Origin of the sequence: Vogesella sp. AC12 (assembly GCF_024437575.1) — a bacterium.
GTDB classification, from domain to species: domain Bacteria; phylum Pseudomonadota; class Gammaproteobacteria; order Burkholderiales; family Chromobacteriaceae; genus Vogesella; species Vogesella indigofera.
This window is the reverse complement of record NZ_JANFNU010000003.1, coordinates 280,860-307,340: the sequence shown is the minus strand read 5'-3', so window position 1 is coordinate 307,340 and position 26,481 is coordinate 280,860. Positions and strand designations below refer to the sequence as shown.

26 protein-coding genes are annotated in these 26,481 nt (G+C 67.0%); 17 read left to right on the top strand and 9 right to left on the bottom strand.

What is annotated here, in order from left to right:
* The 3 genes from NOM55_RS07785 to NOM55_RS07775 all read left to right on the top strand — a co-directional run bounded on the left by NOM55_RS07785 (position 1) and on the right by NOM55_RS07775 (position 2,947).
* Entirely contained in the window at positions 1 to 825 is an 825-nt protein-coding gene (locus NOM55_RS07785; protein ID WP_255908134.1) for an ABC transporter substrate-binding protein, read from the top strand.
* 188 nt (positions 826 to 1,013) lie between these two features.
* Positions 1,014 to 2,510: a SulP family inorganic anion transporter gene (locus NOM55_RS07780; RefSeq protein WP_255908181.1), complete on the top strand. Its 1,497-nt coding sequence runs from the start codon at positions 1,014 to 1,016 to the stop codon at positions 2,508 to 2,510.
* 188 nt (positions 2,511 to 2,698) lie between these two features.
* Positions 2,699 to 2,947: a hypothetical protein gene (locus tag NOM55_RS07775; protein ID WP_255908133.1), complete on the top strand. Its 249-nt coding sequence runs from the start codon at positions 2,699 to 2,701 to the stop codon at positions 2,945 to 2,947.
* 150 nt (positions 2,948 to 3,097) lie between these two features.
* Here the strand turns inward: NOM55_RS07775 and thiE are convergent, their stop codons facing one another.
* On the bottom strand, positions 3,098 to 3,712 hold the full coding sequence (gene thiE, locus NOM55_RS07770; RefSeq protein ID WP_255908132.1) for a thiamine phosphate synthase: 615 nt from the start codon (positions 3,710 to 3,712) through the stop codon (positions 3,098 to 3,100).
* Positions 3,699 to 4,559 carry a bifunctional hydroxymethylpyrimidine kinase/phosphomethylpyrimidine kinase gene (thiD, locus tag NOM55_RS07765; protein WP_047968506.1) on the bottom strand — a complete coding sequence of 287 codons (861 nt, stop codon included), beginning with the start codon at positions 4,557 to 4,559 and terminating at the stop codon, positions 3,699 to 3,701. Before thiD ends, thiE begins: the two co-directional genes overlap by 14 nt.
* 65 nt (positions 4,560 to 4,624) lie before the next feature.
* Here thiD and NOM55_RS07760 point away from each other — a divergent pair, with 65 nt between their 5' ends.
* The 11 genes from NOM55_RS07760 to NOM55_RS07710 all read left to right on the top strand — a co-directional run bounded on the left by NOM55_RS07760 (position 4,625) and on the right by NOM55_RS07710 (position 16,277).
* Entirely contained in the window at positions 4,625 to 4,789 is a 165-nt protein-coding gene (locus tag NOM55_RS07760; RefSeq protein WP_047968505.1) for a rubredoxin, read from the top strand.
* Positions 4,790 to 4,854: 65 nt separating this feature from the next.
* Positions 4,855 to 5,634: a M48 family metallopeptidase gene (locus NOM55_RS07755; RefSeq protein ID WP_245961101.1), complete on the top strand. Its 780-nt coding sequence runs from the start codon at positions 4,855 to 4,857 to the stop codon at positions 5,632 to 5,634.
* A 3-nt stretch (positions 5,635 to 5,637) separates the two neighbouring features.
* A complete protein-coding gene (locus NOM55_RS07750; protein ID WP_047968503.1) occupies positions 5,638 to 5,994 on the top strand; it encodes an MmcQ/YjbR family DNA-binding protein in 357 nt (118 codons plus the stop codon).
* A complete protein-coding gene (locus NOM55_RS07745) occupies positions 5,995 to 6,411 on the top strand; it encodes a CopD family protein (RefSeq protein WP_255908131.1) in 417 nt (138 codons plus the stop codon).
* Positions 6,408 to 6,812, top strand: a complete 405-nt coding sequence (locus tag NOM55_RS07740; RefSeq protein ID WP_255908130.1) for a DVU_2496 family lipoprotein — start codon at positions 6,408 to 6,410, stop codon at positions 6,810 to 6,812. The genes NOM55_RS07745 and NOM55_RS07740 overlap by 4 nt, the downstream gene beginning before the upstream one ends.
* Positions 6,796 to 7,257, top strand: a complete 462-nt coding sequence (locus NOM55_RS07735) for a CYTH domain-containing protein (RefSeq protein WP_255908128.1) — start codon at positions 6,796 to 6,798, stop codon at positions 7,255 to 7,257. Before NOM55_RS07740 ends, NOM55_RS07735 begins: the two co-directional genes overlap by 17 nt.
* A gap of 860 nt (positions 7,258 to 8,117) precedes the next feature.
* Positions 8,118 to 8,897, top strand: coding sequence for a hypothetical protein (locus NOM55_RS07730; protein WP_255908127.1), 780 nt, complete (start codon positions 8,118 to 8,120; stop codon positions 8,895 to 8,897).
* A 179-nt stretch (positions 8,898 to 9,076) separates the two neighbouring features.
* Positions 9,077 to 9,388 carry a thioredoxin family protein gene (locus NOM55_RS07725; protein WP_255908126.1) on the top strand — a complete coding sequence of 104 codons (312 nt, stop codon included), beginning with the start codon at positions 9,077 to 9,079 and terminating at the stop codon, positions 9,386 to 9,388.
* 891 nt (positions 9,389 to 10,279) lie between these two features.
* Complete coding sequence (gene hemL / locus NOM55_RS07720; RefSeq protein ID WP_255908125.1) at positions 10,280 to 11,557, top strand: glutamate-1-semialdehyde 2,1-aminomutase; 1,278 nt, start codon at positions 10,280 to 10,282, stop codon at positions 11,555 to 11,557.
* A gap of 80 nt (positions 11,558 to 11,637) precedes the next feature.
* Positions 11,638 to 15,762 carry a DEAD/DEAH box helicase gene (locus tag NOM55_RS07715; protein WP_255908124.1) on the top strand — a complete coding sequence of 1,375 codons (4,125 nt, stop codon included), beginning with the start codon at positions 11,638 to 11,640 and terminating at the stop codon, positions 15,760 to 15,762.
* A gap of 290 nt (positions 15,763 to 16,052) precedes the next feature.
* On the top strand, positions 16,053 to 16,277 hold the full coding sequence (locus tag NOM55_RS07710) for a YdcH family protein (protein WP_047968488.1): 225 nt from the start codon (positions 16,053 to 16,055) through the stop codon (positions 16,275 to 16,277).
* A 64-nt stretch (positions 16,278 to 16,341) separates the two neighbouring features.
* Here the strand turns inward: NOM55_RS07710 and NOM55_RS07705 are convergent, their stop codons facing one another.
* A complete protein-coding gene (locus NOM55_RS07705; RefSeq protein ID WP_047968510.1) occupies positions 16,342 to 16,623 on the bottom strand; it encodes a hypothetical protein in 282 nt (93 codons plus the stop codon).
* Between the two features lie 343 nt (positions 16,624 to 16,966).
* On the opposite strand from NOM55_RS07705, the gene NOM55_RS07700 reads away from it, so the two are divergent.
* Positions 16,967 to 18,790, top strand: a complete 1,824-nt coding sequence (locus NOM55_RS07700; protein WP_255908123.1) for a phosphoenolpyruvate carboxykinase (GTP) — start codon at positions 16,967 to 16,969, stop codon at positions 18,788 to 18,790.
* A gap of 189 nt (positions 18,791 to 18,979) precedes the next feature.
* On the top strand, positions 18,980 to 20,839 hold the full coding sequence (locus NOM55_RS07695; protein WP_255908122.1) for an ABC transporter ATP-binding protein: 1,860 nt from the start codon (positions 18,980 to 18,982) through the stop codon (positions 20,837 to 20,839).
* Positions 20,840 to 20,903: 64 nt separating this feature from the next.
* Here NOM55_RS07695 and NOM55_RS07690 read toward each other — a convergent pair whose 3' ends face one another.
* From NOM55_RS07690 to NOM55_RS07680, 3 genes are all read right to left on the bottom strand, one after another.
* The gene (locus NOM55_RS07690) at positions 20,904 to 21,548 is read right to left on the bottom strand and encodes a tetratricopeptide repeat protein (RefSeq protein WP_047968145.1); all 645 of its coding nucleotides are present in this window, start codon (positions 21,546 to 21,548) and stop codon (positions 20,904 to 20,906) included.
* Positions 21,549 to 21,735: 187 nt separating this feature from the next.
* Positions 21,736 to 22,467: an ABC transporter substrate-binding protein gene (locus NOM55_RS07685; RefSeq protein WP_156168058.1), complete on the bottom strand. Its 732-nt coding sequence runs from the start codon at positions 22,465 to 22,467 to the stop codon at positions 21,736 to 21,738.
* Between the two features lie 53 nt (positions 22,468 to 22,520).
* Positions 22,521 to 22,712 (bottom strand): Lar family restriction alleviation protein, encoded by a 192-nt coding sequence (locus NOM55_RS07680; RefSeq protein ID WP_047968144.1) that lies wholly within the window; start codon positions 22,710 to 22,712, stop codon positions 22,521 to 22,523.
* 106 nt (positions 22,713 to 22,818) lie between these two features.
* On the opposite strand from NOM55_RS07680, the gene NOM55_RS07675 reads away from it, so the two are divergent.
* Positions 22,819 to 23,253 carry a PaaI family thioesterase gene (locus NOM55_RS07675; RefSeq protein ID WP_245961100.1) on the top strand — a complete coding sequence of 145 codons (435 nt, stop codon included), beginning with the start codon at positions 22,819 to 22,821 and terminating at the stop codon, positions 23,251 to 23,253.
* Positions 23,254 to 23,312: 59 nt separating this feature from the next.
* On the opposite strand, the gene NOM55_RS07670 is transcribed toward NOM55_RS07675, so the two are convergent.
* The 3 genes from NOM55_RS07670 to NOM55_RS07660 all read right to left on the bottom strand — a co-directional run bounded on the left by NOM55_RS07670 (position 23,313) and on the right by NOM55_RS07660 (position 26,465).
* Positions 23,313 to 23,963, bottom strand: a complete 651-nt coding sequence (locus tag NOM55_RS07670) for an OmpA family protein (protein ID WP_245961099.1) — start codon at positions 23,961 to 23,963, stop codon at positions 23,313 to 23,315.
* A gap of 256 nt (positions 23,964 to 24,219) precedes the next feature.
* Positions 24,220 to 25,836, bottom strand: a complete 1,617-nt coding sequence (locus tag NOM55_RS07665) for an NAD(P)/FAD-dependent oxidoreductase (protein WP_255908121.1) — start codon at positions 25,834 to 25,836, stop codon at positions 24,220 to 24,222.
* Positions 25,837 to 25,967: 131 nt separating this feature from the next.
* The gene (locus NOM55_RS07660; protein WP_255908120.1) at positions 25,968 to 26,465 is read right to left on the bottom strand and encodes a M48 family metallopeptidase; all 498 of its coding nucleotides are present in this window, start codon (positions 26,463 to 26,465) and stop codon (positions 25,968 to 25,970) included.
* Positions 26,466 to 26,481 lie beyond the last annotated feature (16 nt).

The window sequence follows — 26,481 nt, the reverse complement described above, 5'->3', positions numbered from 1 at the left end:
ATGGCGCGCTACCCGGCCCAAGGTTGGCCGCGCCGGCTGCTGACGGCGGCGCTGCTGTGTCTGGCGCTGCCGGCACCGGCGGTGGAGTCGCCGCTGCTGCCGGTGCTGCAGGTGGCGCTGGGCGAAAACAAGCCGCCATACATCATCGCCGACGAGGCGCGCGGCATCGAGTACGAGCTGGTCAGCAGCGTGCTGCGCGCCGCCGGCTATCAGCCCAAAATACTGCTGCTGCCCAACCAGCGCGCACAACTGGCGCTGGCCGACGGCCGCATCGATGCCGCCATCTCCAACAACGGCCCGTTCGTGTCCGAGCCCTACATCGCCTACCGCAACATGGCGATCACGCTGTGCCACCGTCACCTGCAGCCCAAGCACATCGCCGAGCTGGGCCAGTACCGGGTGGCGGCGTTCCACAACGCGCAGCGCTTCCTCGGTGCCGAATTCGCGGCGATGGCCAAGGCCAACGTCGACTATGTCGAATCGTCGCCGCAGCCCATCCTGAACAACCTGCTGTTCACCGGCCGCACCGATGTCGTCATCTCCGACCTGTTCATCTTCCTGCACTTCGCGCAGCAGCCGGACGTACCGCTCAACAACCGCCAGGCGCTGTGTACCCACGCGCTGTTTCCGCCGACGCAGTACGCGTTGTCCTTCCGCGACCCGCGTGTGCGCGACCGCTTCAACAAGGCGCTGCAGCAGCAGGCGCAGGCCGGGCTGTACCAGACGCTGGCGCAGCGCTACCGCCTGCCGGGGCAGAGCCAGCCGCTGTTCCGCCCGCAGCCGCCGGGCAGCGGTGCCTTGCGGCCAACCCTGGCCGCCGGCTGAGCGCCGGCGACAGGCGCTGGCGGGCGTGGGATAATCGCCGCCTTCGCCCGTCGCGGCCGGTCCGGTCCGTGTGCCGGCCGCTGCGTCCTTTCCCCTGTCTGTCGTGAGTTTGCCGCCGCCTTGCGCTGCCGCCCGCTGTGGTGCGCCTGCCGGCGCGCGCCCTGTTGCGGAGTAGCGTGTTGACCAAAATGACCCCGTCGGCGATCAAGACCGACTTTTTCAGCGGCATCACCGTGGCGCTGGCGCTGGTGCCGGAGGCGATCGCCTTCGCGCTGGTCGCCCACGTCAGCCCGCTGACCGGGCTGTATGCCGCCTTTTTCCTGTGCCTGATCAGCGCCAGCTTCGGCGGCCGGCCGGGCATGATCTCCGGCGCCACCGGCGCGCTGGCGGTGGTGATGGTGTCCATCGTCACCCGGTACGGCGTGGAATACCTGTACGCCAGCGTGGTGCTGATGGGGGGGCTGCAGCTGCTGTTCGGCGTGTTCAAGCTCGGCAAGTTCATCCGCATGGTGCCGCACTCGGTGATGCTGGGCTTCGTCAACGGCCTGGCGCTGGTGATGACGGTGGCGCAGGCCGGCCATTTCAAGCAAGACGGCCAGTGGCTGGCCGCGCCGCAGCTGGCGGTGATGGCGGCGCTGACGGGGCTGACCATGGCCATCATCTACCTGCTGCCGCGCCTGAGCCGTGCCATCCCGGCGGCGCTGGCGGCGATCCTGATCGTGGCCGGCGTGGTGGCCGGCTTCGGCATCGACACCAAGACCGTCGGCGACATGGGTTCCATCGCCGGCGGCCTGCCGCAGTTCCACCTGCCGCAGGTGCCGCTGACGCTGGACACGCTCTACATCATCCTGCCGTACTCGCTGGTACTGGCCGCCATCGGCCTGCTGGAATCGCTGCTGACGCTGAACCTGATCGACGACATCACCGACAGCCGTGGCCAGCCCAACCGCGAGGCGCTGGCGCAGGGCGGCGGCAACGTGGTGGCCGGCCTGTTCGCCACCATGGGCGGCTGCGTGCTGATCGGGCAGAGCATGATCAACATCAACAACGGCGCCCGCCACCGCCTGTCCGGCATCGTCGCCGCGCTGTTCCTGCTCGGCTTCATCCTGTTCCTGGCACCGTGGATCGAGCAGATCCCGCTGGCGGCGCTGGTCGGGCTGATGCTGGTGGTGTCGCAGAAGACCTTTGCCTGGGGCAGCCTGCAGGCGCTGCGCAAGATCCCGCGCCAGGACGCGATCATCGTCGTCGGCGTGACGCTGATCACCGTGCTCACCGATCTGGCGGTGGCGGTGCTGTGTGGCGTGGTATTTGCCGCGCTGGTGTTCGCCTGGCAGCACGCCAAGACCATCCGCGTGCAGACCCGCACCGACGCGCAGGGCTGGAAGGTGTACGAGCTGGAAGGCAGCCTGTTCTTCGCCTCCGCGGCCAACTTCAGCGAGCTGTTCGCGCCGAAGAGCGACCCGGAGCACGTGGTGATCGAGTTCCGCCGTGCGCGGGTGGTCGACCACTCCGCCGTCGAGGCCATCGACGCGCTGGCCGCGCGCTACCAGCAGGCCGGCAAGACGCTGCACCTGCGCCACCTGAGCCCGGACTGCCTGGAGCTGCTGGACAAGGCCAAGGGCATGGTGGAGGTCAACCAGTTCGAGGACCCGCACTACCACATCGCCGACAACAAGCTGGGCTGAGCCGCGCCTTTCGGGTCCAGACCGCCACGCCGCCGCGTGGCGGTTTTTTTGCGGCCAAGGTTGGCCGCGCCATGTTGCCGTCTTGTAACAGGGCGGATGCAAAACCGCAGCATGGATAAGTTGCGCTGACGCTAGGCTACAAATCGTCATGCCGCAGGGGCGGCAACAGCACAGCAAAGGACAGCAATATGAGTCTCTCCGGCATCGCGGCAGCGGGGTCCACCGTGGCCTACGGCCTGGGCAGCGTGGGTAGCGGGGTGGTGAAGATCGCCTCCGGCGTCGGCGACATCAGCGCCGGCGCGTTGCAGGTGGCCACCGGCGTGGTCAGCGGCATCGAGGAAAGCGGCGACGCGCTGTATGGCGGCTTCTCCGCCACCGGCGCGGCGCTGGCCAGCGGTCTGCAGCTCGTCGGCGGCATCATCGACGCGGTGGCCTGACGCCGGCTCCTGATCGCGCGCTCACGCAAGCACAGGTGAAAACGGCTGCGGCAGGCGGGTTTATCTTTGGATAAACGCCGCTGCCGCAGCCGTTTGCGATGCTGTAGCGTCGCGGTCAGCAAGCCGCAGCCGCCGCGCGGGACGCGCCGCTCAGCGGTACAGCGCCGCCAGCGTGTGCGCCGCAGCGCCGGGATCGGCCTGTTCGAACAGGCCGCCGATCACCGCGATGGCGTCGGCGCCGGCGGCCACCACCGCGCCGGCATTGGCGGCGGTGATGCCGCCGATGGCGACCCGCGGCACGCCCAGATCGGCGCTATCTGCGAACAGCGACAGCGGCGCCGCCACCGCGCCGGGCTTGGTGGCGGACGGGTACACCGCGCCAAAGGCGACGTAGCTGGCGCCGGCGGCCACCGCCGCGCGTGCCAGATCCAGGCTGTCGTAGCAGCTGGCGCCGACGATGGCGCCGGGGCCGAGCGCGGCGCGGGCGGCGGCGATGCCGGCGTCGTCGCGGCCAACGTGCACGCCGTCGGCGCCGACCGCGCGCGCCAGCTCGACATCGTCGTTGACGATGAACAGCACATTGCGGCTGCGCGCCAGGCTGGCGAGGATGCTGGCCTGCCACAGCCGCCGCACCGCGTCGCTGCCCTTGTTGCGGTACTGCAGGATGCGCGCGCCGCCGTCGAGCACGGCGCCGACCTGCTCGATCAGGCGTTCGCTGTCGTCGGTGTCCGGGGTGATCGCGTACAGGCCGTTAAACGTTTGCATCTTGCTCCTTGTCGGCATCGTCGTCGCCGGCGTCGTCATTGGCCCAGAACAGGCGGTCGGGAATGAACTGGCCCATGCCGGGACGGAAGCCGTAGCGCAGCGCCTGCCAGGTGTAGTCCTGCGCCTCTTTCACCGCCTCCGGCACCGCCAGCCCGCGCGCCACCAGCCCGGCGATGGCGGCGGCGAGCGTGCAGCCGGAACCATGGAAGCTGCCGTTGAGTCTAGGCCAGGTGTCGACGCGGATTTCGCCGCCCAGGTCGTAGAGCCGGTTTTCCACGTCGCGCGTCGGCTCGTGGGTGCCGGTGATGAACACGTAGTCGCAGCCCAGCCGTGTCAGACGTTTGGCGCAGTCGGCCACCGACAGCTCTTCCTCGTCGTCGGCGTCGTTGGCCGCCAGCCGCCGCGCCTCGATGCTGTTGGGGGTCAGTACCGTCACCTGCGGCAGCAGCACGTCGCGCAGCACGTGGATCATGTCCTCGCGCGCCAGCTCGTCGCCGGCGCCGCTGGCCAGCACCGGGTCGTAGATCAGCGGGATGTCGGGGTAGTCGGCGATCAGCTCGGCGATGGCGACCACGTTATCGATGCTGCCGATCATGCCGACCTTGAACGCGGCCACCGGCATGTCTTCCAGCACCGCGCGCGCCTGGTCGAGCACCCATTCGTCGTCGATGACCATGAAGTCCTGCACGCCGCGGGTGTCCTGCACCGTGATGGCGGTGATCACCGACAGCGGATGGCAGCCCATGCTGGCCAGGGTCAGGATGTCGGCCTGGATGCCGGCACCGCTGGTGGGATCGGCTCCCGCCAGCGTCAGCACGATAGGCGGGAGAATGATGTCTTGGCTCAAGGCTTAACCTCTCTGGTCTCACAGGATTTACAATACGGATTTTAACCGAGCGAAGGCTTAACACTATGCAAACCTGGATGTGTCTGATCTGCGGCTTTATCTACGACGAAGCGGCGGGTCGCCCGGAAGACGGCATCCCGCCCGGCACCAAGTGGGAAGACGTGCCGATGAACTGGACCTGCCCGGATTGCGACGCGCGTAAAGACGATTTCGAGATGATGGCGTTCTGAGTGACGCCGCTGCAAGAGGAAACAGAAAAATGGCTAACTGGCTGACCCGGACCGGATGTGTCCTGATGCTTTCCGCGGCCGTTGCCGGCTGTGTCAACACCACCGCCACCGGCGCCGTAGGTGCCAGCCGCAAGCAGCTGATGCTGCTGTCGCCGCAGGAAGTGGAGCAGGCCTCCGCGCAGTCCTATGTGCAGGAAGTGGGCAAGGCGCGCAGCGCCGGCAAGCTCAATACCGACGCCGCGCTGACCGCCCGCGTGCGCGCCGTGTCGCAACGCCTGATCGCGCAGGTGCCGGTGTTCCGCGCCGACGCGCGCAGCTGGAAGTGGGAAGTGAACGTCACCCAGTCCGACGACCTGAACGCCTACGCGATGGCCGGCGGCAAGATCATGGTCTACAGCGGCATCGTCAACCGTCTCAAGCTCAGCGACGACGAGATGGCGGCCATCATCGGCCACGAGATCTCGCACGCGCTGCGCGAACACTCGCGCGAGACCATGAGCCAGGCCTACGCGCAGCAGATGGGTCTCGGCATCGTCGGCCAGCTCGCCGGCCTGTCGCAAGGCTCGATGGAACTGGCCGCCATCGCCACCGACGTGGCGCTGACCAAGCCCAACAGCCGCACCATGGAGTCCGAGGCCGACATCATCGGCCTGGAGCTGATGGCGCGCGCCGGCTACAACCCGAACGCATCGGTGACGCTGTGGCAGAAGATGATGCAGGCCGGTGCCGGCACCGGCCCGAGCTTCCTGTCCACCCACCCGTCCGGCCCGGCACGCATCGAGGAACTGCAACGCCAGATCCCGCGCGTGCTGCCGCTGTACAACGCCGCCCGCAAGGCGCGCTGAGCGATGTCGCCGTCACTTGATGCCGCGCTGCTGCAACAGCTGGAGCAGCACGCGCTGGCGCTGCCCGGCGTGGTGCTCGACATCAAGTGGGGCGGCGTGCGCGTGCTGCAGATCGAGGGCAAGATGTTCGCCACCTTCCACGATGGCGGCGTCGCGTTCAAGGTCGACGCCGACGACTTCCTCGCGCTGTGCGACCTGCCCGGCGTCACCCCGGCGCCCTACCTCGCCCGCGCCCGCTGGATCAAGCTGCACACGCTGCAGAGCTTCAGCGTGGCGCAGGTCGAGGCAAGGTTGGCCGCAGCACGACTCATCGTGCTTTCCCGGCTGTCAAAAGCCACCCGCGCGCAATACGGACTCTGAATGACTTACCTCTATATCAAGGCCTTCCACCTGTTCTTCGTGGTGTCCTGGTTTGCCGGCCTGTTCTACCTGCCCCGACTGTACGTCAACCTGGCGCTGGCCGAGCCGGGCAAGGAATACGACCGCCTGCTGCTGATGGCGTACAAGCTGTTCCGCTTCATGACGCCGCTGGCGCTACTGGCGCTGGCGCTCGGCCTGCTGCTGTGGCTGGGCTACGGCGTCGGCGGCGGCTGGCTGCACGCCAAGCTGGCGCTGGTGACGGTGCTGGTCGGCTACCACGGCTACTGCTACAAGCTGCTGCAGGATTTCGTGCAGCAGCGCAATCGCCGGAGCCATGTCTGGTTCCGTTTTTTCAACGAAGTACCGGTACTGCTGTTGCTGGCAGTGCTGATCCTGGTGGTGGTGAAACCGTTTTGATCAAGCTCCTGCTCCCCCTCGCGCTGGCCGCGCTGCTCACCGGCTGCCAGCAAGACTGCGACGGCCACGTCTACGTGCTGGCCCAGGGCCTGGCCGCCGGCGCCAGCGTGCCCGGCAAGATGACCCCGGCCCAGCTGCCGGCCGGCTTCCCGCGCGGCCAGCTGTCGTCCGACGGCTCCTACGCCGGCCGCAAGGCCTACTGCAACGTCACCGCCGCGCGCAGCGACTATGTCGACAGCGCCCGCGCCGGCCGCATCGCCGTGCCCGGCGCCTGGTCGGTGTGGCAGACCGACGCGCGCTGGCCGGACGACGTGCACCCCTATCGCCCCGCGGACTGGCGCCTGAAAGCGCCGGCCCGTCTCGTCAAGGAAATGGAAAAACACGATGGCAGTGGAAATTGAACGTCGCTTCAAGGTAAACGGTGACGCCTGGCGCGGTCTGGCCGAGGGCGTGCGCTACCGCCAGGGCTATTTGTCGGTGGAAAAGGAACGTACCGTGCGTGTGCGCGTGGTCGGTGACCAGGCGTGGCTGACGCTCAAGGGCCAGATCAGCGACATCAGCCGCCACGAGTTCGAATACCTGATTCCGGTAGCGGAGGCGCAGACCATCATGGACGCGATGTGCCCGATGGTGGTCGACAAGCTGCGCTACCGCATCAGCTTCGGCGGCTTTGTGTGGGAGGTGGACGAGTTCTTCGGCGCCAACGCCGGCCTGGTGCTGGCCGAGATCGAGCTGCCGTCGGAAGACACCGCCTTCGACAAGCCGGAATGGGTCGGCGAGGAGGTGACCTTCGACGGGCGCTTTACCAATGCTTATTTGTCGAAGAATCCGTTTGGGTCGTGGTGAGCGGCTGAGGTGGCGGCCTAGGTTGGCCGCAAGGTGATGTGGACAAGGGCAAGCCGGCTGGCTTGCCCTTTTCTTAATTTGAGAATGCGGCGAGCCGGGCGCGTAGGCTGGTGCTGAGCCTGCGAAGCCCAGCGTTTACCGCGAGCGAGTGGCAAAGCTTGGCCGCACGCCGTAGTGGTGTTGCGGCCAACCTTGTTTTGGGTTTGGTATCCGCTGCGCGGATGTTTTTTATCTGCCGCTTTCCGCGCGGCGGCGGGAAAGGGGGATACCGCATCTCCCTTTTCAATCCCCGCTCTCCCGACGGCGCAGGAATTCCCGTAAAAATGGCAACCAGCCCGGCGCCGCCCATCCGCTGCGCTCAAAAGGGGGCGGCTTGTTTCCGGGCTGGCGGCCGTTTTTACGGCCTGCGCCAACGGGAGCGGGCGCATCGGTTCGATGCTGGCGGGCGATTGGACGAGGCGGGGTGTAGGGTGCCGTCACCCCGAAGGGGCGACGCACCAGACGCTGGTGTAACCGCAACGCGGCAAGTCGGGCATGTAGGCTGGTGCTAGCTGGCGAAGCCCAGCGTTTACCGCGATGGAGTGATCAAGGTTGGCCGCAAGCCTTGCCCGGTTTGCGGCCAACCTTGTTTTGTCTGGCGACTCCGCTGCGTGGATGTCTTGATCCGGCGCTTTCCGCTTTCCGCTTTCCGCTTTCCGCTTTCCGCTTTCCGCTTCCCGCTTGGCGCGGCCGGCCGGCGGTGCAGCATGCCCGCCTAATTTTATTGCATGATGAAAGACAGATTTTTGCCTGGATGGCATTTGTATTTGCGCTGCGGCTGGTCATTACTGTGAAGGGGACACTTCACGGGGGCTTGCATCATGTCACGCACTACGCTTCTGGCCGGCACGCTGCTGGCTTCCTTGCTGGCGGCACCGCTGGCGCAGGCCAGCCATGCCTGGGGCAATTACCACTGGGCGCGCACCGGCAATCCGTTTACCGTGCCGCTGGGCAATAACGTCGACAGCAACTGGCTGGAATTCTTCAAAACGGCGGCGGCGGACTGGACCAGCTCCGCGGTGCTGGACACGCAGATGGTGGCCGGTGGCACCACCGCCAAGCGTTGCCGGCCGACGAGCGGTCGGGTCGAGGTCTGCAATTCGGCGTACGGCAATAACGGCTGGCTGGGGCTGGCGCAGATTTGGGCCAGCGGCAGCCATATCGTGCAGGGCACCACCAAGCTCAACGACAGCTACTTCAAGACCGCCAGCTACAACACGCCGGCCTGGCGCCAGCTGGTGATGTGCCAGGAGGTGGGCCACAATTTCGGGCTGGGGCATCAGGACGAGAACTTCAATAACGAAAACCTCGGCTCCTGCATGGACTACACCCGCAGTCCGGACAGCAACCAGCACCCCAATCGCCATGACTACGAGCAGCTGGAGGCGATTTACAGTCACGACGACGACAGCACCACGCTGGCGGCGATGCCGGCGGCGATGGCCAATCTGGAACTGGCGACCCCCGGGCAGTGGGGCCGGCTGTTGCGCAGCCAGCGTGATGGCATGGTGGAAACCTATGTGCAGGATTTCGGCCACGGTTGGCGCGTGTACACGCATGTGTTCTGGGCGGTGGCGCGCGGCCAGCGGCCGCATGACTGAGCCGCTGCGCCACGCGGGCTGAAGCGCACCGCACCAAGCAGGCAAGCTTGGCCGCAAGCCGTGCCGGGTTTGCGGCCAGGCTGCGTTCAGGCCGTTGCGCGTTTCCGGCTATCATGAGCGGTGCCCGCCGGCCATCAGGCCGGTACCGCCGCCTGACCGATAGCAGAAGGAAACCCGCGATGCCCTACGTTGCCACTTACCCCGCCGCCGCACCCGAGCGCGCCAGCCTCGACACCGGCACGCTGCTGCTGGAGTTCGGCGTCGACTGGTGCCCGCACTGCCAGGCGGCGCAGCCGGCGATCGAACAGGCGCTGGCGGCGCAGCCGGCGCTGACCCATATCAAGGTGGAGGACGGCGCCGGGCGGCGGCTGGGACGCAGCTTCCGCGTCAAGCTGTGGCCGACGCTGATCCTGCTGCGCGACGGGGTGGAGCTCGGCCGCGTGGTGCGGCCGCTGACGGTGGACGAGGTGGCGCCGCTGCTGGCGCTGTGATGCGGCGCTGCCGCGGACTCGCCTTTGACGGTGCGTCGCCCTGCGGGTGACGCACCCTATCGTTCTGGCGATCGACATGCTTTGCGGCCAACCTTGTCCTCGTGTTTTTTCGCGGGTTTCGTGGCCAAAGCCGCCTTTGCCCTTGTCCGTGTCTTCCGTGTGCTTCCGTGGCAAAAACCAAGACCGCTTGCCGCGCCAACGTTGGCCGCAAGCCGCGTCGGGTTTTGCGGCCAACCTTGTTCTGTCTGGTGTATCCGCTGCGCGGATATTTCTTATCTGCCGCTTGCCGCGCGGCGGCGGGAAAGGGGGGATACCGCATCCCCCTTTTCACATCGCTGAGCGAATCAGAGATTCGCACGCAGACCGCTCTTCCCGGAGGCGCAAGAATTCCCGTGAAAACTGGCGCCATCCCGGCGCCGCCCATACGCTGCGCTCAAAAGCGGGCGGCTTGTTTCCGGGCTGGAGCCAGTTTTCACGGCTTGCACCAACGGGATCGGGTGCGTCGCATCGGTGTTGGCTAGTAATGAAGATCGCTTGCGGCCAACCTTTCCGTTTTCATTTTCGAGTCTTTTCGTGGGTTTCGTGGCTAAAGAAGTTGTTGTCTTTGTCCGTGTCTTTCCGTGTACTTCTGTGGCAAAAATCCAGGCCGCCAGCCGCCATCACGCCAGCCGAACGCTGCGTTTCTGCCCGGTGGTGGCCTTGCGCGGCGATTTGCCGGACAATCCTGCCTCGATAACAGACGCCCGCGCAGGGCGCACGCTTCTGGATACAGGTCAACGCCGCGACGCGCGCGCTGCCGTATCGTGACCGACAGGATTTTGCCGGGCTGCCACGGGCGGCCCGTTGCCCATTTAGCCAGCGCGGTGTGTGATGCCGCCAGAAAGGAAAACGATGTCCCGCAATCTCGAACTGTTTGAACGTGGCAAGCAAGTGATTCCCGGCGGCGTCAATTCGCCGGTGCGTGCCTTTGGTCAGGTCGGCGGTACGCCGCGCTTCGTCAAGCGTGCCGAGGGCGCCTATTTCTGGGACGCCGACGACAAGCAGTACCTGGATTATGTCGGCAGCTGGGGCCCGGCCATTCTCGGCCACGCCCACCCCGAGGTGGTGAAGGCGGTGCAGGATGCGGCCGTCGGTGGCCTGTCCTTCGGCGCGCCGACCGAGGGCGAGGTCGAGATCGCCGAGGAAATCTGCAAGCTGCTGCCGTCGGTGGAGCAGGTGCGGCTGGTGAGCTCCGGCACCGAGGCGACGATGACGGCGATCCGTCTGGCGCGCGGCTTTACCGGCCGCGACCTGATCGTGAAATTCGAGGGCTGCTACCACGGCCACTCCGACAGCCTGCTGGTGAAAGCCGGCTCCGGCCTGCTCACCTTCGGCAACCCGTCCTCCGGCGGCGTGCCGGCCGACTGCACCAAGCACACGCTGGTGCTGCAGTACAACGATGTGCAGCAGCTGAGCGACACCTTCAAGGAGCTGGGCGACAAGATCGCCGGCGTGATCCTGGAGCCGATCGCCGGCAACATGAACCTGATCAAGCCATCGGCCGAGTTCGTGCAGGCGCTGCGCGCGCTGACCGAGCAGTACGGCGCGGTGCTGATCTACGACGAGGTGATGACCGGCTTCCGCGTGGCGCTGGGCTGCGCGCAATCTCTGCACGGCATCACGCCGGACCTGACCACGCTGGGCAAGGTGGTCGGCGGCGGCATGCCGCTGGCGGCCTTCGGCGGCCGTGCCGACATCATGGGCAAGATCGCGCCGCTGGGGAATGTGTACCAGGCCGGCACGCTGTCCGGTAATCCGCTGTCGGTGGCCGCCGGTCTCGCGACCTTGCGCCTGATCCAGCAGCCGGGCTTCCACGACACCCTCGGCCGCCGCAGCGCAAGGTTGGCCGCAGGCCTCGCCGACGCCGCGCGCGACGCCGGTATCGCCATGACCACCGACAGCGTCGGCGGCATGTTCGGCTTCTACTTCAGCGACACGGTGCCGGCCAGCTACGCCGAGGCGACGCGCTGCGACATCACCCGCTTCAAGGCCTTCTTCCACGCGATGCTGGACGAGGGCGTGTACCTGGCGCCATCGGCGTACGAGGCCGGTTTCATCTCCATCGCCCACACCGACGAGCTGGTGGAGCAGACCATCTCCGCCGCACGCCGTGCGCTGAGCCGCGTATAATCTTGCCCTGCCCAAGGTTGGCCGCATGCCCTTGACCGGGTGTGCGGCTTTTTTGTTTTTGTATTTCCCGATCGCCGCCAATGACCGATTTGTTTGCCGCCCACACCATTGATCAACTCGCACCGGCGCATCTGGCCGTGCTGCACGCGCTGGCCTTGCTGCCGGCCGGCGAATCCAGGCCCAACCTGCTGACGCTGCTGCAGCTGAACCTGATCCGCGACGAGCAGGGCAAGGCGGTGAACAATGACAAGCTTGGCGAGATTCTCGGCGATCTGGAGCACCAGGGCTGGATCGTGCGCACCGCCGGCCTGCCGTACCGCATCGCGGCGGGCGCGCGCAATACCGTGCTGCTGCAGCTGCTGCACGACCGCCAGGAGCGCACCGCGTGGGACGAGCTGCTCACCGAGCACCTGTCGATGTCGCCGGCGGCGCGCGGCAAGCCGGACCTGGCGCAGATCCAGCTGCGGCTGTGGCTGGCGATCCTGCACGGCCAGGTCGGCGCGGCGCAGGACTGGCTGCAGCGCTACCAGCAGGCGGCGGCACTGCACAGCGGCAGCCTGCCGCAGGCGCCGTTCAAGCGCCTGTTCGCCAACGCCGCCGGGCGCCAGCTGTTCGACCAGCTGGTCGACGACATCCAGGTGTTGCTGCTGCTGGACTACCTGCCGGAGGCCAACTACCGCTTCGACACCTTCCGCGAGGGCTACCGCTACGCGCTGTCGCGGCTGGACGACGGCTACCGCGACTGGGACCAGCTCACCAGCCTGTTGATGCTGCAGTTCCTGTGGCGCGGCGACATCCAGCGCCTGCTGCAGGAGGCCGCCGCCGGCGAGGGCTTCGCCATCAGCAGCCTGTTCTTTTTGCACACCGTCTCCGGCCGCTACGGCGAGGCGCTGTCCACGCTGCAGCAGTGGCTGGACGAGCTGAAGGAGCAGACGCAGAAACGCAAGATCGAGCTGCCGGCCGATCTCAACGCCTTCCACTGCATCGCGCTGTTGGGCAGCCCGGACAGCCCGCAGCGCAGCAGTGCGCTGAAGCAGGCGATCAGCAGCGGCATCCGCCAGCACTTCGGCCACAGCTACTACGTGTTGCAGCATCTGGTGCTGCAGCACGAGGGCGGCGCCATCAGCAATAACCTGACGCTGCCGGACGCGTCGACGCTGGCCGGCGTCGACGGCCTGCTGCTGGCGCTGGCGATGTACTGGCTGGACGTGAAACAGGCGCGCACGCCGCAGTGGCAGGCGGCGCTGCAGAATTTCCGCGAGCAGATGCAGGACGAGGGCTACCTGTGGGTGGCCGCCGAGCTGGACGCGCTGCTGGCGGCGCAGTTCGGCCAGCCGCGGCAGCAGCCGGAGTGGCACCGCCAGCACCGGCTGAAGCCGCTGCTTGAGGCGTTCCAGCGCCAGGAGGCGTGGCAGCAGGCGCTGCACGCGCTGCGCCAGCTCGGCCCCAACAAGAGCGAGAGCCGCAGCGCGGCGGCGCAGGGCCAGACGCGGCTGGCGTGGCTGCTCAGCGCCGGCGCCCACGGCGTGATGCTGGAAGCGCGCGAGCAGAAGCGCTCGGCCAAGAACCAGTGGAGCCGCGGCCGCACCGTGTCGTGGCGCCGCCTGTTCGACGGCGATGACAGCCTCGACTACCTGCTGTCGCAGGACCAGCAGATCATCAAGGTGCTGCGCGCGCAGCACGAGCACCACTACCACGCCAGCAGCATCTACGAGATCGATGCCGAAAAGGCGCTGCCACAGCTGATCGGCCATCCGGCGGTGTACTGGAGCGATGCGCCGGATGTCGGCATCGACATCGTCGCCGGCAGCGTGGCGCTGCAGCTGCAGGAAAGCGGTGAACTGATCCGCATCAAGCTGGTGCCGGGCAAGATCGCGCCGGACAGCGAGATCGTGTGGGACAAGGCGACGCCGACGCGGCTGGCGGTGTACAGCATCAGCAAGGAGGTGCGCCAGATCGCCACCATTCTCGGCAAGGAGCTGACCGTGCCGCGCGCGGCCAAGGCGCAGCTGCTGGAGGCGGTGCGCGACATCGCGCCGCTGGTGCCGGTGCACACCGACATGCCGGAGCTGGCGGCGCACATCGACAGCGTGCCGGCCGACGGCCGCATCTACGCGCACCTGCTGCCGCTGAGCGAGGGGCTGCGCCTGCAGCTCTTGGTGCGGCCGCTGCCGGGCGGCAACTGGTGCAAGCCCGGTGCCGGGCTGGAGAACATCGTCGGCGACAGCGACGGCAAGGCGATCCAGACCCGTCGCAACCTGAAAAAGGAACAGAAGGCGCTGAAGAGCGTGCTGGCCGCCTGTCCACTGTTGGCCGCCAGCGACAACGATGGCCAGGAGTGGCTGCTGGCCGAGCCGCAGGCGGCGCTGGAAGTGCTGTCCGAACTGCAGGCGCTGGACAGCGCGCTGCTGGAGTGCGTGTGGCCGGAAGGCGAGCGCCTGCGCATCAAGTCGCGCCGCGGCCTGACGCAGCTGAGCCTGGGCATCAAGCAGCAGGGCGACTGGTTCGTGCTGAACGGCGCGCTGCAGCTGGACGACGGCCGCGTGCTGCAACTGCGCGACCTGCTGGAGCTGATGCGCGACACGCCGGGGCGCTTCCTCAAGCTCGGCGACGACGACTGGCTGGCATTGACCGACGTGATGAAAAAGCGGCTGGAAGAGCTGGCGCTGCTGGCCGACCACGTTGGCCGCGACGGCCTGCACCTGTCGCCGCTGGCGGCTTCACAGCTGGGCGATCTGGCCGGCGAGGTCGGCGACTTCGACGCCGACGACGCGTGGCAGGGCCAGGCCGAGCGCCTGCAGTCGCTGCAGGCGTTCCAGCCGCAGCTGCCGTCCACGCTGCAGGCCGAGCTGCGCGACTACCAGCGCGACGGCTACGACTGGATGGCACGGCTGGCGCACTGGGGTGTCGGCGCCTGTCTCGCCGACGACATGGGCCTGGGCAAGACGGTGCAGACGCTGGCGCTGCTGCTAGCGCGCGCGCCGGGCGGGCCGCAGCTGGTGGTGGCACCGACCTCGGTGGCGCTGAACTGGCTGTCGGAAGCGGCGCGTTTTGCGCCGACGCTGAAGGTGCGCCCGTATCACCAGTTCCGCTCGCTGGTCGATCTCGGGCCGCTGGATCTGGTGGTGGTCAGCTACGGCCTGCTGCAGCAGGACGCCGCCGCCTTTGCCGCCATCGAATGGCAAAGCGTGGTGCTGGACGAGGCGCAGGCGATCAAGAACGCCGGCACCAAGCGCGCGCAGGCGGTGATGGACCTGCAGGCCGGCTTCCGCCTGGCGGCCAGCGGCACGCCGGTGGAAAACCACCTCGGCGAGCTGTGGAGCCTGTTCCGCTTCCTCAACCCCGGCCTGCTCGGCAGCCAGGAACGCTTCGCGCAGCGCTTCGGCAACCCGATCGAGCGCGGCGACAAGGGCGCGAAAAAGGCGCTCAAGGCGCTGATCCAGCCCTTCATCCTGCGCCGCACCAAGACCCAGGTGCTGGATGAGCTGCCGCCGCGCACCGAGATCACGCGCAAGGTGCCGCTGTCGGCCGACGAGCTGCACCTGTACGAGGCGATGCGCCAGCAGGCGGTGGCCAAGCTGGACGAACTGAAGGGTGCCGACGGCAAGCAGATGCAGGTGCTGGCCGAGATCACCAAGCTGCGCCGTTTCTGCTGCCATCCGCAGCTGGTGCTGAAGGACAGCACCATCGCCGGCAGCAAGCTGGCGGCGTTTGCCGACATCGCCGACGAACTGCTGGAAAACGGCCACAAGGCGCTGGTGTTCAGCCAGTTTGTCGACCACCTGTCGCTGGTGCGCCAGCATCTGGACGCGCGCGGTGTCGCCTACCAGTACCTGGACGGCACCACCCCGGCCAAGGCGCGCAAGGAGCGCGTCGACGCCTTCCAGCGCGGCGAGGGCGACATCTTCCTGATCAGCCTGAAAGCGGGCGGCACCGGCCTCAACCTGACTGCCGCGGATTACGTGATCCACCTCGACCCGTGGTGGAACCCGGCGGTGGAAGACCAGGCCTCCGACCGCGCCTACCGCATGGGCCAGCAGCGGCCGGTGACCATCTACCGGCTGGTGGCGGAGCACACCATCGAGGAGCAGATCGTGGCGCTGCACGCCGCCAAGCGCGACCTTGCCGACAGCCTGCTGGAAGGCGGCGACGTCAGCGCGCGGCTGGATGCCGACGCGTTGCTGGCGCTGCTCAAGGGCGCCTGAGCGCCTGCTCACGATCTGCTGCGCTTCGTGAAACGTTGCGCGGTGAGTACGGCTTCGGCATGCTGGTTTATATCTGGATAAACGCCGCTTCCTCAGCCGTTTTCGCCTTGTCTCGCGTGAGCGTGCGAGATCGTGGACTGGCTCTGAGATGGCGGGCGCCGGCCTGCCGGCACCACCATGCATTGGGCATTGACCTTGCTTGCGCTGGATCAAATCGGGGGGGGCTGGCCGGCGTAGCATGAAATCGACCGCCTGTTTCAGGCAACGACCCACCCACAAGGAGCCTGCCCATGTTTCCAGAATTCCGCGACCTGATTTCCCAGCTGAAAACCGAAGACAGCCGCTTCAGCCGTCTGTTCGACAAGCACAACGAGCTTGACCAGCAGATCAAGAACATGGAAGCGCACATCACCCCGGCCACGCCGCTGGAGATCGAGACCCTGAAAAAGGAAAAGCTGCAGCTGAAGGACGAGCTGTACGTGATCCTGAAGAGTGCCTCGGTCAGCGCCGGCTGATCGTTGCCGGCCATGAAAAAACCGCCTGATGCACAGGCGGTTTTTTTTATGGCTGGCCGGCGGCTTAAGCGGCCAGTGCCGCCAGCAGCGTGTCCGGCTGGCTGTGGCCGTCCAGCAGCAGGCGGATGCGGTTGAAGGTGGTGCTGGCCAGCTGCGGGTGCTTGGCAAACGGCACCAGGCCATCGTGCGGCCAGCCGGCGGCCAGCAGCACCTGCTTGCGGAAGGTACTGCCGGCGACACCGCCGCCGCCCATCTGCATCAGCTGCTGTTCGATCAGTGTGTGCGGAAACGGGGTGCGGCGCAGGGTGCTGAAGTGATCGGGGTGCACTGCTTCGTCAAAGGCCATGTCTGCTCCTTGGTGGCTTGTCATTGTCATTGCATTGAACACGCGATGGCCGCCGCCGGCAAGCGTTGTCGCTGCCGGCGGCCGCGACACGGACTGCGCAGGCGGTTGCGGCCAAGCTTGTGCGGCGCAGGATGATGTAGTTTTACGCTTACGTAACTTGAGGCTTACGTCACCAGTGTTACCGGATTTTTTTGTTTTTCGTGCAACAAATCCCTGTTTGCCGCGCAAAAACTTGGTGTTGTTTGCGTTTTGGCAGGTCGGGATGAACCTCGCCGACTACAAATCGGCGACAATGGCGGACTCAGCTGTCCCCCTCTGTCCATCCCTGTTGTCGAGGTTTGTCATGTCGCTGCAAGCACCGTCCTATATTCAGCATTCCGAACTCATCGCCTGGGTTGCCCAAGTGGCTGCCCTGACCAAACCGGCCGCCATTCACTGGGTGGATGGTTCGGCAGAAGAAAACGAGCAGTTGCTGGCGCAAATGGTCAAGGCCGGTACCCTGACCCGCCTCAACCCGGCCAAGCGTGCCAATTCCTACGCCGCCTTCTCCGATCCGTCCGACGTGGCGCGGGTGGAAGACCGCACCTATGTCTGCAGCGCGCACAAGGCCGACGCCGGCCCCAACAATAACTGGATGGCGCCGGACGAGATGCGCGGCACGCTGAACGGCCTGTTCGACGGCTGCATGACCGGCCGCACCATGTACGTGATTCCGTTCAGCATGGGCCCGCTGGGCAGCCCGATCGCGCACATCGGCATCGAGATCACCGATTCGCCGTACGTGGTGGCGTCAATGCGCATCATGACGCGCATGGGCCGTGCGGTGTACGAGGTGCTGGGCAAGGATGGCGCCTTCGTGCCGTGCGTGCATAGCGTCGGCGCGCCGCTGGCCGCCGGTCAAGCCGACAAGCCGTGGCCGTGCAACCCGGACACCAAGTACATCGTGCACTTCCCGGAATCGCGCGAGATCTGGTCCTACGGCTCCGGCTACGGCGGCAACGCGCTGTTGGGCAAGAAGTGCTTCGCACTGCGCATCGCCTCCACCATGGGCCGCGACCAGGGCTGGCTGGCCGAGCACATGCTGATCCTGGGCGTGGAAAGCCCGCAGGGCGAGAAGTCCTACGTCGCGGCGGCCTTCCCCAGCGCCTGCGGCAAGACCAACTTCGCGATGCTGATTCCGCCCAAGAGCTACAACGGCTGGAAGGTCAGCACCGTCGGCGACGACATCGCCTGGATCAAGCCGGGTGCCGACGGCAAGCTGTACGCGATCAACCCGGAAAACGGCTACTTCGGCGTGGCGCCGGGCACCTCGGTGAAATCCAACCCCAACGCGATGGCGATGCTGCACGAGAACGTGATCTTCACCAACGTGGCGCTGACCGATGACGGCGACGTGTGGTGGGAAGGCATGAGCAAGGAAGCGCCGGCACACCTCACCGACTGGCAGGGCCAGGACTGGACGCCGGAAATCGGCAAGCAGACCGGGCGCAAGGCGGCACACCCGAACGCGCGCTTCACCGTGGCCGCGACCCAGTGCCCGTCGCTGGACGCGGCGTGGAACGACCCGGCCGGGGTGCCGATCTCGGCCTTCATCTTCGGCGGCCGCCGCTCTTCCACCGTGCCGCTGGTGTTCCAGGCCGCCGGCTGGGCCGAGGGCGTGTACATGGCGGCGACCATGGGTTCGGAAACCACCGCCGCCGCCTTTGGCGCGCAGGGTGTCACCCGCCGCGACCCGTTCGCGATGCTGCCGTTCTGTGGCTACCACATGGGCGACTACTTCCAGCACTGGCTGGACATCGGCCAGCGCGTCAGCCAGGCGCCGGGCATCTTCTGCGTCAACTGGTTCCGTACCGACAAGGACGGCAAGTTCCTGTGGCCGGGCTTCGGCGACAACATGCGCGTGCTGGAGTGGATCGTCGGCCGCGTGCAGGGCCGCGCCGCGGCGGTGTCCGGCCCGCTGGGCTGGGTGCCGGAACACGGCGACCTGAACTGGGAAGGGCTGGACGAAGTCACTGCCGAGCGCTTTGCCGCGCTGATGGCGCTGGACCACGCCACCTGGCAGCACGAGCTGGCGGCGCACGACGAATGGTTCGCCAAGCTGGCCGACCGCCTGCCGCCGGCACTGGCGGCGCAGCGTACCCGCCTCAGCGCAGCGCTGATCGCCTGACGCCCGGCGTGACTAGGCAAAACGGCTGCCCGCGGGCAGCCGTTTTTGTTTGCGGCCAACCTTGGCCGGCTGCGCTACAGTGCGATAAAGATGTTGCGCATTAATACGCTTAACGCTATTGTCATTAGCCCGTTTTATAACCTGTACTGGCATAACCTTGCTGTTATGTCGGGAAAAGGAGTGTTCTTTATGCTGTCATGGTTTGAAAGCCGGGTGAATCCGTACCCGGAGACCCCGCCCGCGCAACCGCCGCAGGGCTTCTTCCCCTTCATCTGGGCGGCCACCGCCGGCACGCGGCCGCTGATCCTGGCGATGACCACGCTCACCGCCTGCATCGGCGCCTTCGAGGCGCTGCTGTTCTCCATGCTCGGCTCGGTGGTGGACTGGCTGGGCAAGGTGCCGCCGGCGCTGCTGTGGCAGGAGCAAAAGCACAACCTGCTGCTCCTGGCCGGCATCCTGCTGGCCAGCCCGTTGCTGATCGCCTTGCAGGCGATGTGCAAATACCAGGGCCTGGCCGGCAACTTCCCGATGCGCCTGCGCTGGATCTACCACCGCCACCTGCTCGGCCAGAGCATGAGCTTCTACCAGGACGAATTCGCCGGCCGCGTGTCGGCCAAGGTGATGCAGACCGCGCTGGCGGTACGCGACACGGTGATGATCGTCACCGACATCCTGGTGTTCGTGGTGATCTACTTCGTCACCATGATCGCGGTGGTCGGCAGCTTCGATACCGCGTTGCTGTGGCCGTTCATCGGCTGGCTGCTGCTGTACGTGGCGACGCTGGCCTACTTCGTGCCGCGGCTGGGCAAGGCCGCCAGCGCGCAGGCCGACGCCCGCAGCCTGATGACCGGGCGCATCACCGACGCCTACACCAATATCGCCACCGTGAAGCTGTTCTCGCACGGCCAGCGCGAGGCCGGCTTTGCCCGCGGCGCGATGCAGGAATTCCTGGCCACCGCCTACCGCCAGATGCGCCTGGTCAGCGGCTTCGAGATCGTCAACCACCTGCTGAGCATGCTGCTGATCGCCAGCACCGCCGGCGCCACGCTGTGGCTGTGGACGCGCGGCGCGGTCGGCGTCGGCGCGGTGGCGGCGGCCACCGCGATGGCGCTGCGCCTGAACGGCATCTCGCACTGGATCATGTGGGAGATGTCCAGCCTGTTCGAGCACATCGGCACGGTGCAGGACGGCATCAACACCCTGTCGCGCGCGGTGGCGATCAAGGACGCACCGCAGGCGCAGCCGCTCAAGGTTGGCCGCGGCGAGGTGCGCTTCGAGCAGGTCAGCTTCAGCTACGGCGGCACGCGCACGGTGATCGACGAGCTGTCGCTGACCATCCGCCCCGGCGAGAAGATCGGCCTCGTCGGCCGCAGCGGTGCCGGCAAGTCCACCATCGTCAACCTGCTGCTGCGCTTCTACGACGTGGAACACGGCCGCATCCTGATCGACGGGCAGGACGTCGCGCAGGTGACGCAGGACAGCCTGCGCGCGCAGGTGGGCATGGTGACGCAGGACACCTCGCTGCTGCACCGCTCGGTGCGCGACAACCTGCTGTACGGCCGCAATGACGCCAGCGACGCGCAGATGATCGCCGCCGCCGAGCGCGCCGAGGCGCACGAATTCATCCAGACGCTGACCGATCCGAAAGGGCGCAGCGGCTACGACGCCCACGTCGGCGAGCGCGGCGTGAAGCTGTCCGGCGGCCAGCGGCAGCGGGTGGCCATCGCGCGGGTGATGCTGAAGGACGCGCCGATCCTGTTGCTGGACGAGGCCACCAGCGCGCTGGATTCGGAGGTGGAAGCGGCGATCCAGCGCAGCCTGTACCGGCTGATGGAGGGCAAGACGGTGGTGGCCATCGCGCACCGGCTGTCGACCATCGCGGCGATGGACCGCCTGATCGTGCTGGACAAGGGCCGCATCGTGGAGGAAGGCGACCATGCCAGCCTGCTGGCGCGCGGCGGCCTGTACGCGCGGCTGTGGGCGCACCAGAGCGGCGGCTTCCTCGGCGAGGAGGCGGAGGACGACGAGACGGCGCTCAGCCTGGGTTGAGCTTGGGTTGAGCGCGGCGCAGACCAGAACGGCGGGGTTTCCCCGCCGTTTTGCATGCTGTGCGCTATAGCGCCTGGCCGCTGATCTGTTTCGCCAGCTCGATTGCCTTCAGCGTGGCGGCGACATCGCCCTGCACCCCGGCCTTGGCGTACCAGCGGATCGCGCTTTCCAGATCGCGGCGCACGCCGTGGCCGTACTCGTACATGCTGGCAATCAGGTATTGCGCGCCGGCGTCGCCCTGTTCCGCGGCTTTTTCATACCAGTAGGCGGCGCGGGCGTAGTCCTGCGGCGCGCCGCGGCCGAGGAAAAACTGGGTGCCGAGGTCGATCTGCGCCACGATCAGGCCGTGGTTGGCGGCGCGGTCGAACCAGTAGGTGGCGCGCGTCAGCGACTTGGGTACCGCGTCGCCGTTCTCGTAGAGGATGCCCAGCGCGTGCTCAGCCTGCGGCAGCTGCTGCTCGGCTGCCTTGCGCAGCCAGTACAGCGCCTTGGGCTTGCTGGTGGCGACGGCCTCGCCGCGCCAGTACAGCATCGCCAGATTGAAGGCGGCGACCCGGTCGCCGGCGCCGGCCGCTTCCTCGAAGTGCTGGCGCGCGCTGGCCAGCTTGCCGTCGCGGTAGTCCTGCCAGCCGGGCACCGCCGGCGGCTCTGCGGCCAACGCTGGCGTCGAGCCCAGTATCAGGCACAGCAGCAAAGACAGGTGTCGCATGGTGTCCCCCTTCCTGTCCGGACACGGGTGCGTTTGGCAGCGGCGCACGATTCTGCTGCGACCGGATCGCAGCGGGCGACACGGCGTTCAAACAGTGGCGACAGCCGTGTTTGCCAGCAGGCAAACGCCGCTTGCTCAGCCCTTGTCGCCCTGTCGCGCCGTCGCTCGCCAGCTCGTGAACACGCTGTTACAGCCCCCAGCGCCGGTAAATGGCGTCCAGCTTGCCGGCGCGCTGCAGGCGCTGCAGCGCACTGGCAAAGCGTTGTGCCCGCGCGCTGTCGCCCTTGGCAAAGGCGACATAGCGCGGCATTTCCACCAGCGGGCGCGGCAGGATGCGTACCTGCTGCTCTGCCCGCTGTTCGCGCACGAAGTGCATCAGCTGCAGGCGGTCGCCGACGATGATGTCGATGCGGCCGGCCAGCAGCATGGCGACCAGCTGGCGCGGATTCTGCGCGCTGCTGTCGCGCACCAGCTCGAAACTGTCAAAGGCGGCCTCGTAGGCATAGCCGCTGACCTGGCCGACGACATACGGCCTCAGGTCGTCCAGCCGGCGCCAGTCGGCCAGCGGCAGCTTGCGCGTGGTCATGAACACGGTGGCGCCGCTGCGCAGCGGGCCGACCAGTTCGTACTGCGCCTTGCGCTCCGGGGTGCCGGCGAACTGGAATGCCATCTCGGCATCGCCCAGCGCCAGCATCTGCTTCACCCGCGCCCACGGGTACAGCCGCAGCTGGTACTCGATGCCGGCCTCGCGCAGCACCGCCTGCACCACTTCCACGTCCAGCCCGCGCGGCTGCGGGTCTTCGCCGTACTGGAAACTGTACGGCGCGAACTGCTCGTCGCCGACCACGCGCCAGCCGCCGGCCAGCGCCGGCAGTGCCGCACTCAGCAGCAGGCAGAACAGGAATAAGCGCACAGGCATCTCCGACCGTATCCTGATTTCATGCTAGACCATGGCCGGCACAATGCCCGCGTTCAGCGGATCTTGTTCCAGTTGGCGATCGCTTCCTTGCGATTGTCGGCCTGCGAGCCGATCGCCGAGCAGGTGCCCTGGCCGGCGTAGCGCGAGCACTGCACCCAGAAACGGCGCGAGCCGGCTTTGACCACCTCGGCGGGGGCGCCGCACTTGTGGCAGGGCTTGGGGGTAACGGGCGTGAGGTCGCTCATGTTCGGCTCGCTGGATAAGGGAAAGGGACGGCGATGATACCGCAAAGCCTGCGGCCAACGTGGCCGGCTGTTAAGCTGCTTACTTCACTGTAGTCAGGGATGGCAGATGATGCATGGCGACACGGCAGCACGCATGACCCCGCAGGCCTTTCAGGCACTGATCGACGAGGCGCTGCCGCTGTGCGCGCTGTTCGGCATCCGCTGCGAGCACATCGGCTACGGCCGGGCCCGGCTGCGCATGCAGTTCAATCCGGCGCAGATCCGCCCCGGCGGCACCGTCGCCGGGCCGGCGCTGATGGCGATTGCCGACGCCACGCTGTACGCGGTGGTGCTGGGCATGATCGGCCCGGTGGAGCTGGCGGTGACCACCAGCCTCAACATCAATTTCCTGCGCAAGCCGCCGCCGGCGGACATCATCGCCGAAGGCCGCATCCTCAAGCTGGGGCAGCGGCTGGCGGTGGGCGAGGTGCTACTGTACTCCGACGGCGCCGCCGAGCCGGTGGCGCACGTCAGCGGCACCTACTCCATTCCGCCACGCTAAGCGCAAAAAAACCGCCCCTGGCGCAGGGCGGCAGGGGCGGTGGTGGTAGCGCTGACGGCTTACTGCTTGATCGGGTCGATGGCGATTTCGACGCGGCGGTTCCTGGCGCGGCCTTCGGCAGTGCCGTTGTCGGCTACCGGCTGGCTTGCGGCGTAGCCGACGCTGCGGATGCGCGCGGCGGCGACGCCACGCTGCTGCAGCACGCTGGCCACGGCGGCGGCACGGCGCTCGGACAGGCTCTGGTTCAGCGCCTGGCTGCCGGTGCTGTCGGTATGGCCGGCCACTACCATGGTGGTGTCGGCGTACTGTGCCAGCACGCCGGCTACGTCACCCAGCGTCTTCACCGCGCCGCTGCCCAACGTGGCGCTGCCGGTGGCAAAGGTGATGTTTTCCGGCATCACCAGCTTGATCTGGTCGCCGACGCGCTGCACCTGCACCTGGCTGTTGGCCAGTTTTTCGCGCAGCAGTTTTTCCTGGTAGTCCATGTAGGCGCCGACACCGGCACCCAGTGCGCCGCAGGCCAGTGCCGAGTTGCGTGCGCCTTTGCCGCCATGGGTCAGCGCGCCGACGATACCGCAGGCAGCGGCGGCGCCGAGGCCGTAGGTGGCGGTCTTGCTCATTTCATTCTGGCCGGTTTGCGGATTGACTGCACAACCGGTAACGGCGACGGCGAGGCTGGCGATGGCCAGCGATTTGATGGAAAGCTTCACGGTAGTTCCTTTGCAAGCAAGGGTTTCAACAGGTGGGCGCCCGATACGTGCCGGGCGCTGGTTATGACCCGGTTGGTGGCAAGGACCGGTGTGTGGCCCTGTGGCCAACCTTGGTTTTAGCACGTGCGACTAAAAATTGCCGCGACGTGACTCGTGTGCATACGGGCGTTTTACCACGGCCGCCAGGCGGTCGCAGCAAAAAATGCGGCGCGCCAGGCTGGCGCGCCGCGTTTCGATGGCAATGGCTTGTGCTGCTTCAGTGCAGGCCGAGCATGCTTTTCGCCACCGCTTCGGCGATGCGGATGCCGTCGACGCCAGCCGACAGGATGCCGCCGGCGTAACCGGCGCCTTCGCCGGCCGGATACAGGCCGCGTACGTTCAGGCTCTGCAGGTCGTCGCCACGGGTGATGCGCAGCGGCGAGCTGGTGCGCGTCTCCAGCCCGGTCAGCACCGCGTCGTGCATCGCGTAGCCGCGGATCTGGCGGTCGAACGCCGGCAGCGCCTCGCGCATCGCCTCCACCGCGTACGGCGGCAGGATGCTGGCGAGATCGCTCATCTTCACGCCCGGCTTGTACGACGGCTCGACTTCACCCAGTTGCGTGGACGGCTTGCCGGCGAGGAAATCGCCGACCAGCTGCGCCGGCGCCTCGTAGTTCTCGCCGCCGAGCTTGAACGCCAGCTCTTCCAGCTGCCGCTGCAGCGCGATACCGGCCAGCGGGCCGTCGCCCGGGTAGTCTTCCGGCGTGATGCTGACCACCAGCGCCGAGTTGGCGTTGCGCTCGTTACGCGAATACTGGCTCATGCCGTTGGTGACCAGGCGCCCCGGCTCGGAGGCGGCGGCGACCACGGTGCCGCCCGGGCACATGCAGAAGCTGTACACCGCGCGGCCGTTCTTGGCGTGATGCACCAGCTTGTAGTCGGCGGCGCCGAGGATAGGGTGGCCGGCATGCTTGCCATGGCGCGCCTTGTCGATCAGCGACTGCGGGTGTTCGATGCGGCAGCCGATGGAGAACGGCTTGGCCTCCATGTACACGCCGCGCGCGTGCAGCATCTCGAAGGTGTCGCGCGCGCTGTGGCCCAGCGCCATCACCACGTGGTCGGACAGCAGCTGTTCGCCGTTTTCCAGCACCACGCCGCGCAGCTGGCGCTGCTCGCCGTCGCCCTCCAGCAGGATGTCGGTGACCTTGTGCTCGAAGCGGATCTCGCCGCCCAGCTCGATGATGGTGGCACGCATCTTCTCCACCATCGTCACCAGCTTGAAGGTGCCGATGTGCGGCTTGGCGACGTAGACGATCTCCTCCGGCGCGCCGGCCTTGACGAACTCGGCTATCACCTTGCGGCCGAGGTAGCGCGGGTCCTTGATCTGGCTATACAGCTTGCCGTCGGAGAAGGTGCCGGCACCGCCCTCGCCGTACTGCACGTTGGATTCTGGGTTCAGCACGTTCTTGCGCCACAGGCCCCAGGTGTCCTTGGTGCGCTGTCGCACTTCCTTGCCGCGCTCCAGCACGATCGGCTTGAAGCCCATCTGTGCCAGGATCAGCGCGGCGAAGATGCCGCAGGGGCCGAAACCGACCACCAGCGGCCGGCACGGCAGCGTCGCCGGCGCCTGGCCGACGTAGTAGTAGTTCATGTCCGGCGTGGCGCCGACGTGCGGGTCATTGCGGAATTTTTTCAGCAGCGCGTCTTCGCCGGCGATGTCCAGATCGACGATGTAGATCAGCTGCTGCGAGGAGCGGCGCGCGTCGTAGCTGCGCTTGAAAACGGTGAGCGCGCGGATGGCGCTGTCGGGCACGCCGAGGCGGGCACAGACGGCCTCGCGCAGCGCGGAGTCATGGTGGTCAAGCGGCAGCTTGATTTCGGCGAGTCGCAACATAATCGGGCTTTCATGGGCGGCGGGTAGTGCCGCAAATCGTTGTCAAATCAACAGGGTGCGTATTGTAGGCGCGCGGCGCGTGGGTGTCAGCCGCAAGGTTGACCGCACATCTTGCGTGCCAACCTTGCGCGTCAGCGTTCCAGCTCGCGCGCGGTCAGCCATAGCCGGGTGTCGAATTCCAGCTGGTGGTAATCGGGCAGCATGTGGCAGCACAGCTGGTAGAACGCCTTGTCGTGGTTCTTTTCTTTCAGGTGCGCCAGCTCGTGCACCACGATCATCTGCAGGAAGGGCTCCGGCGCCTCGCGGAACAGGGTGGCGATGCGGATCTCGTTCTTCGACTTCAGCTTGCCGCCCTGTACCCGCGACACGAAGGCGTTGGTGCCCAGCGTACCGTTGACCGGGTGCATGTTGTTGTCGTACTGCACCTTGGCTAGCGGCGGCGCGTTCTTCAGGTAGCGCTGCTTCAGTGCCATCACGTAGTCGTACAGCGCGCGGTCGGTGCCGGCGTCGTGGCGCTCGGGATAGCGGCGGGCGAGCCACTGGCCGAGCTGGCCCTGGTCCAGCAGCGCGCGCACCTTGTCCAGCAGTTCGGCGGGATAGGCTTGCAGATAGCTTAGCGGCTGGCTCATGAGGGTAGTGCTCGAT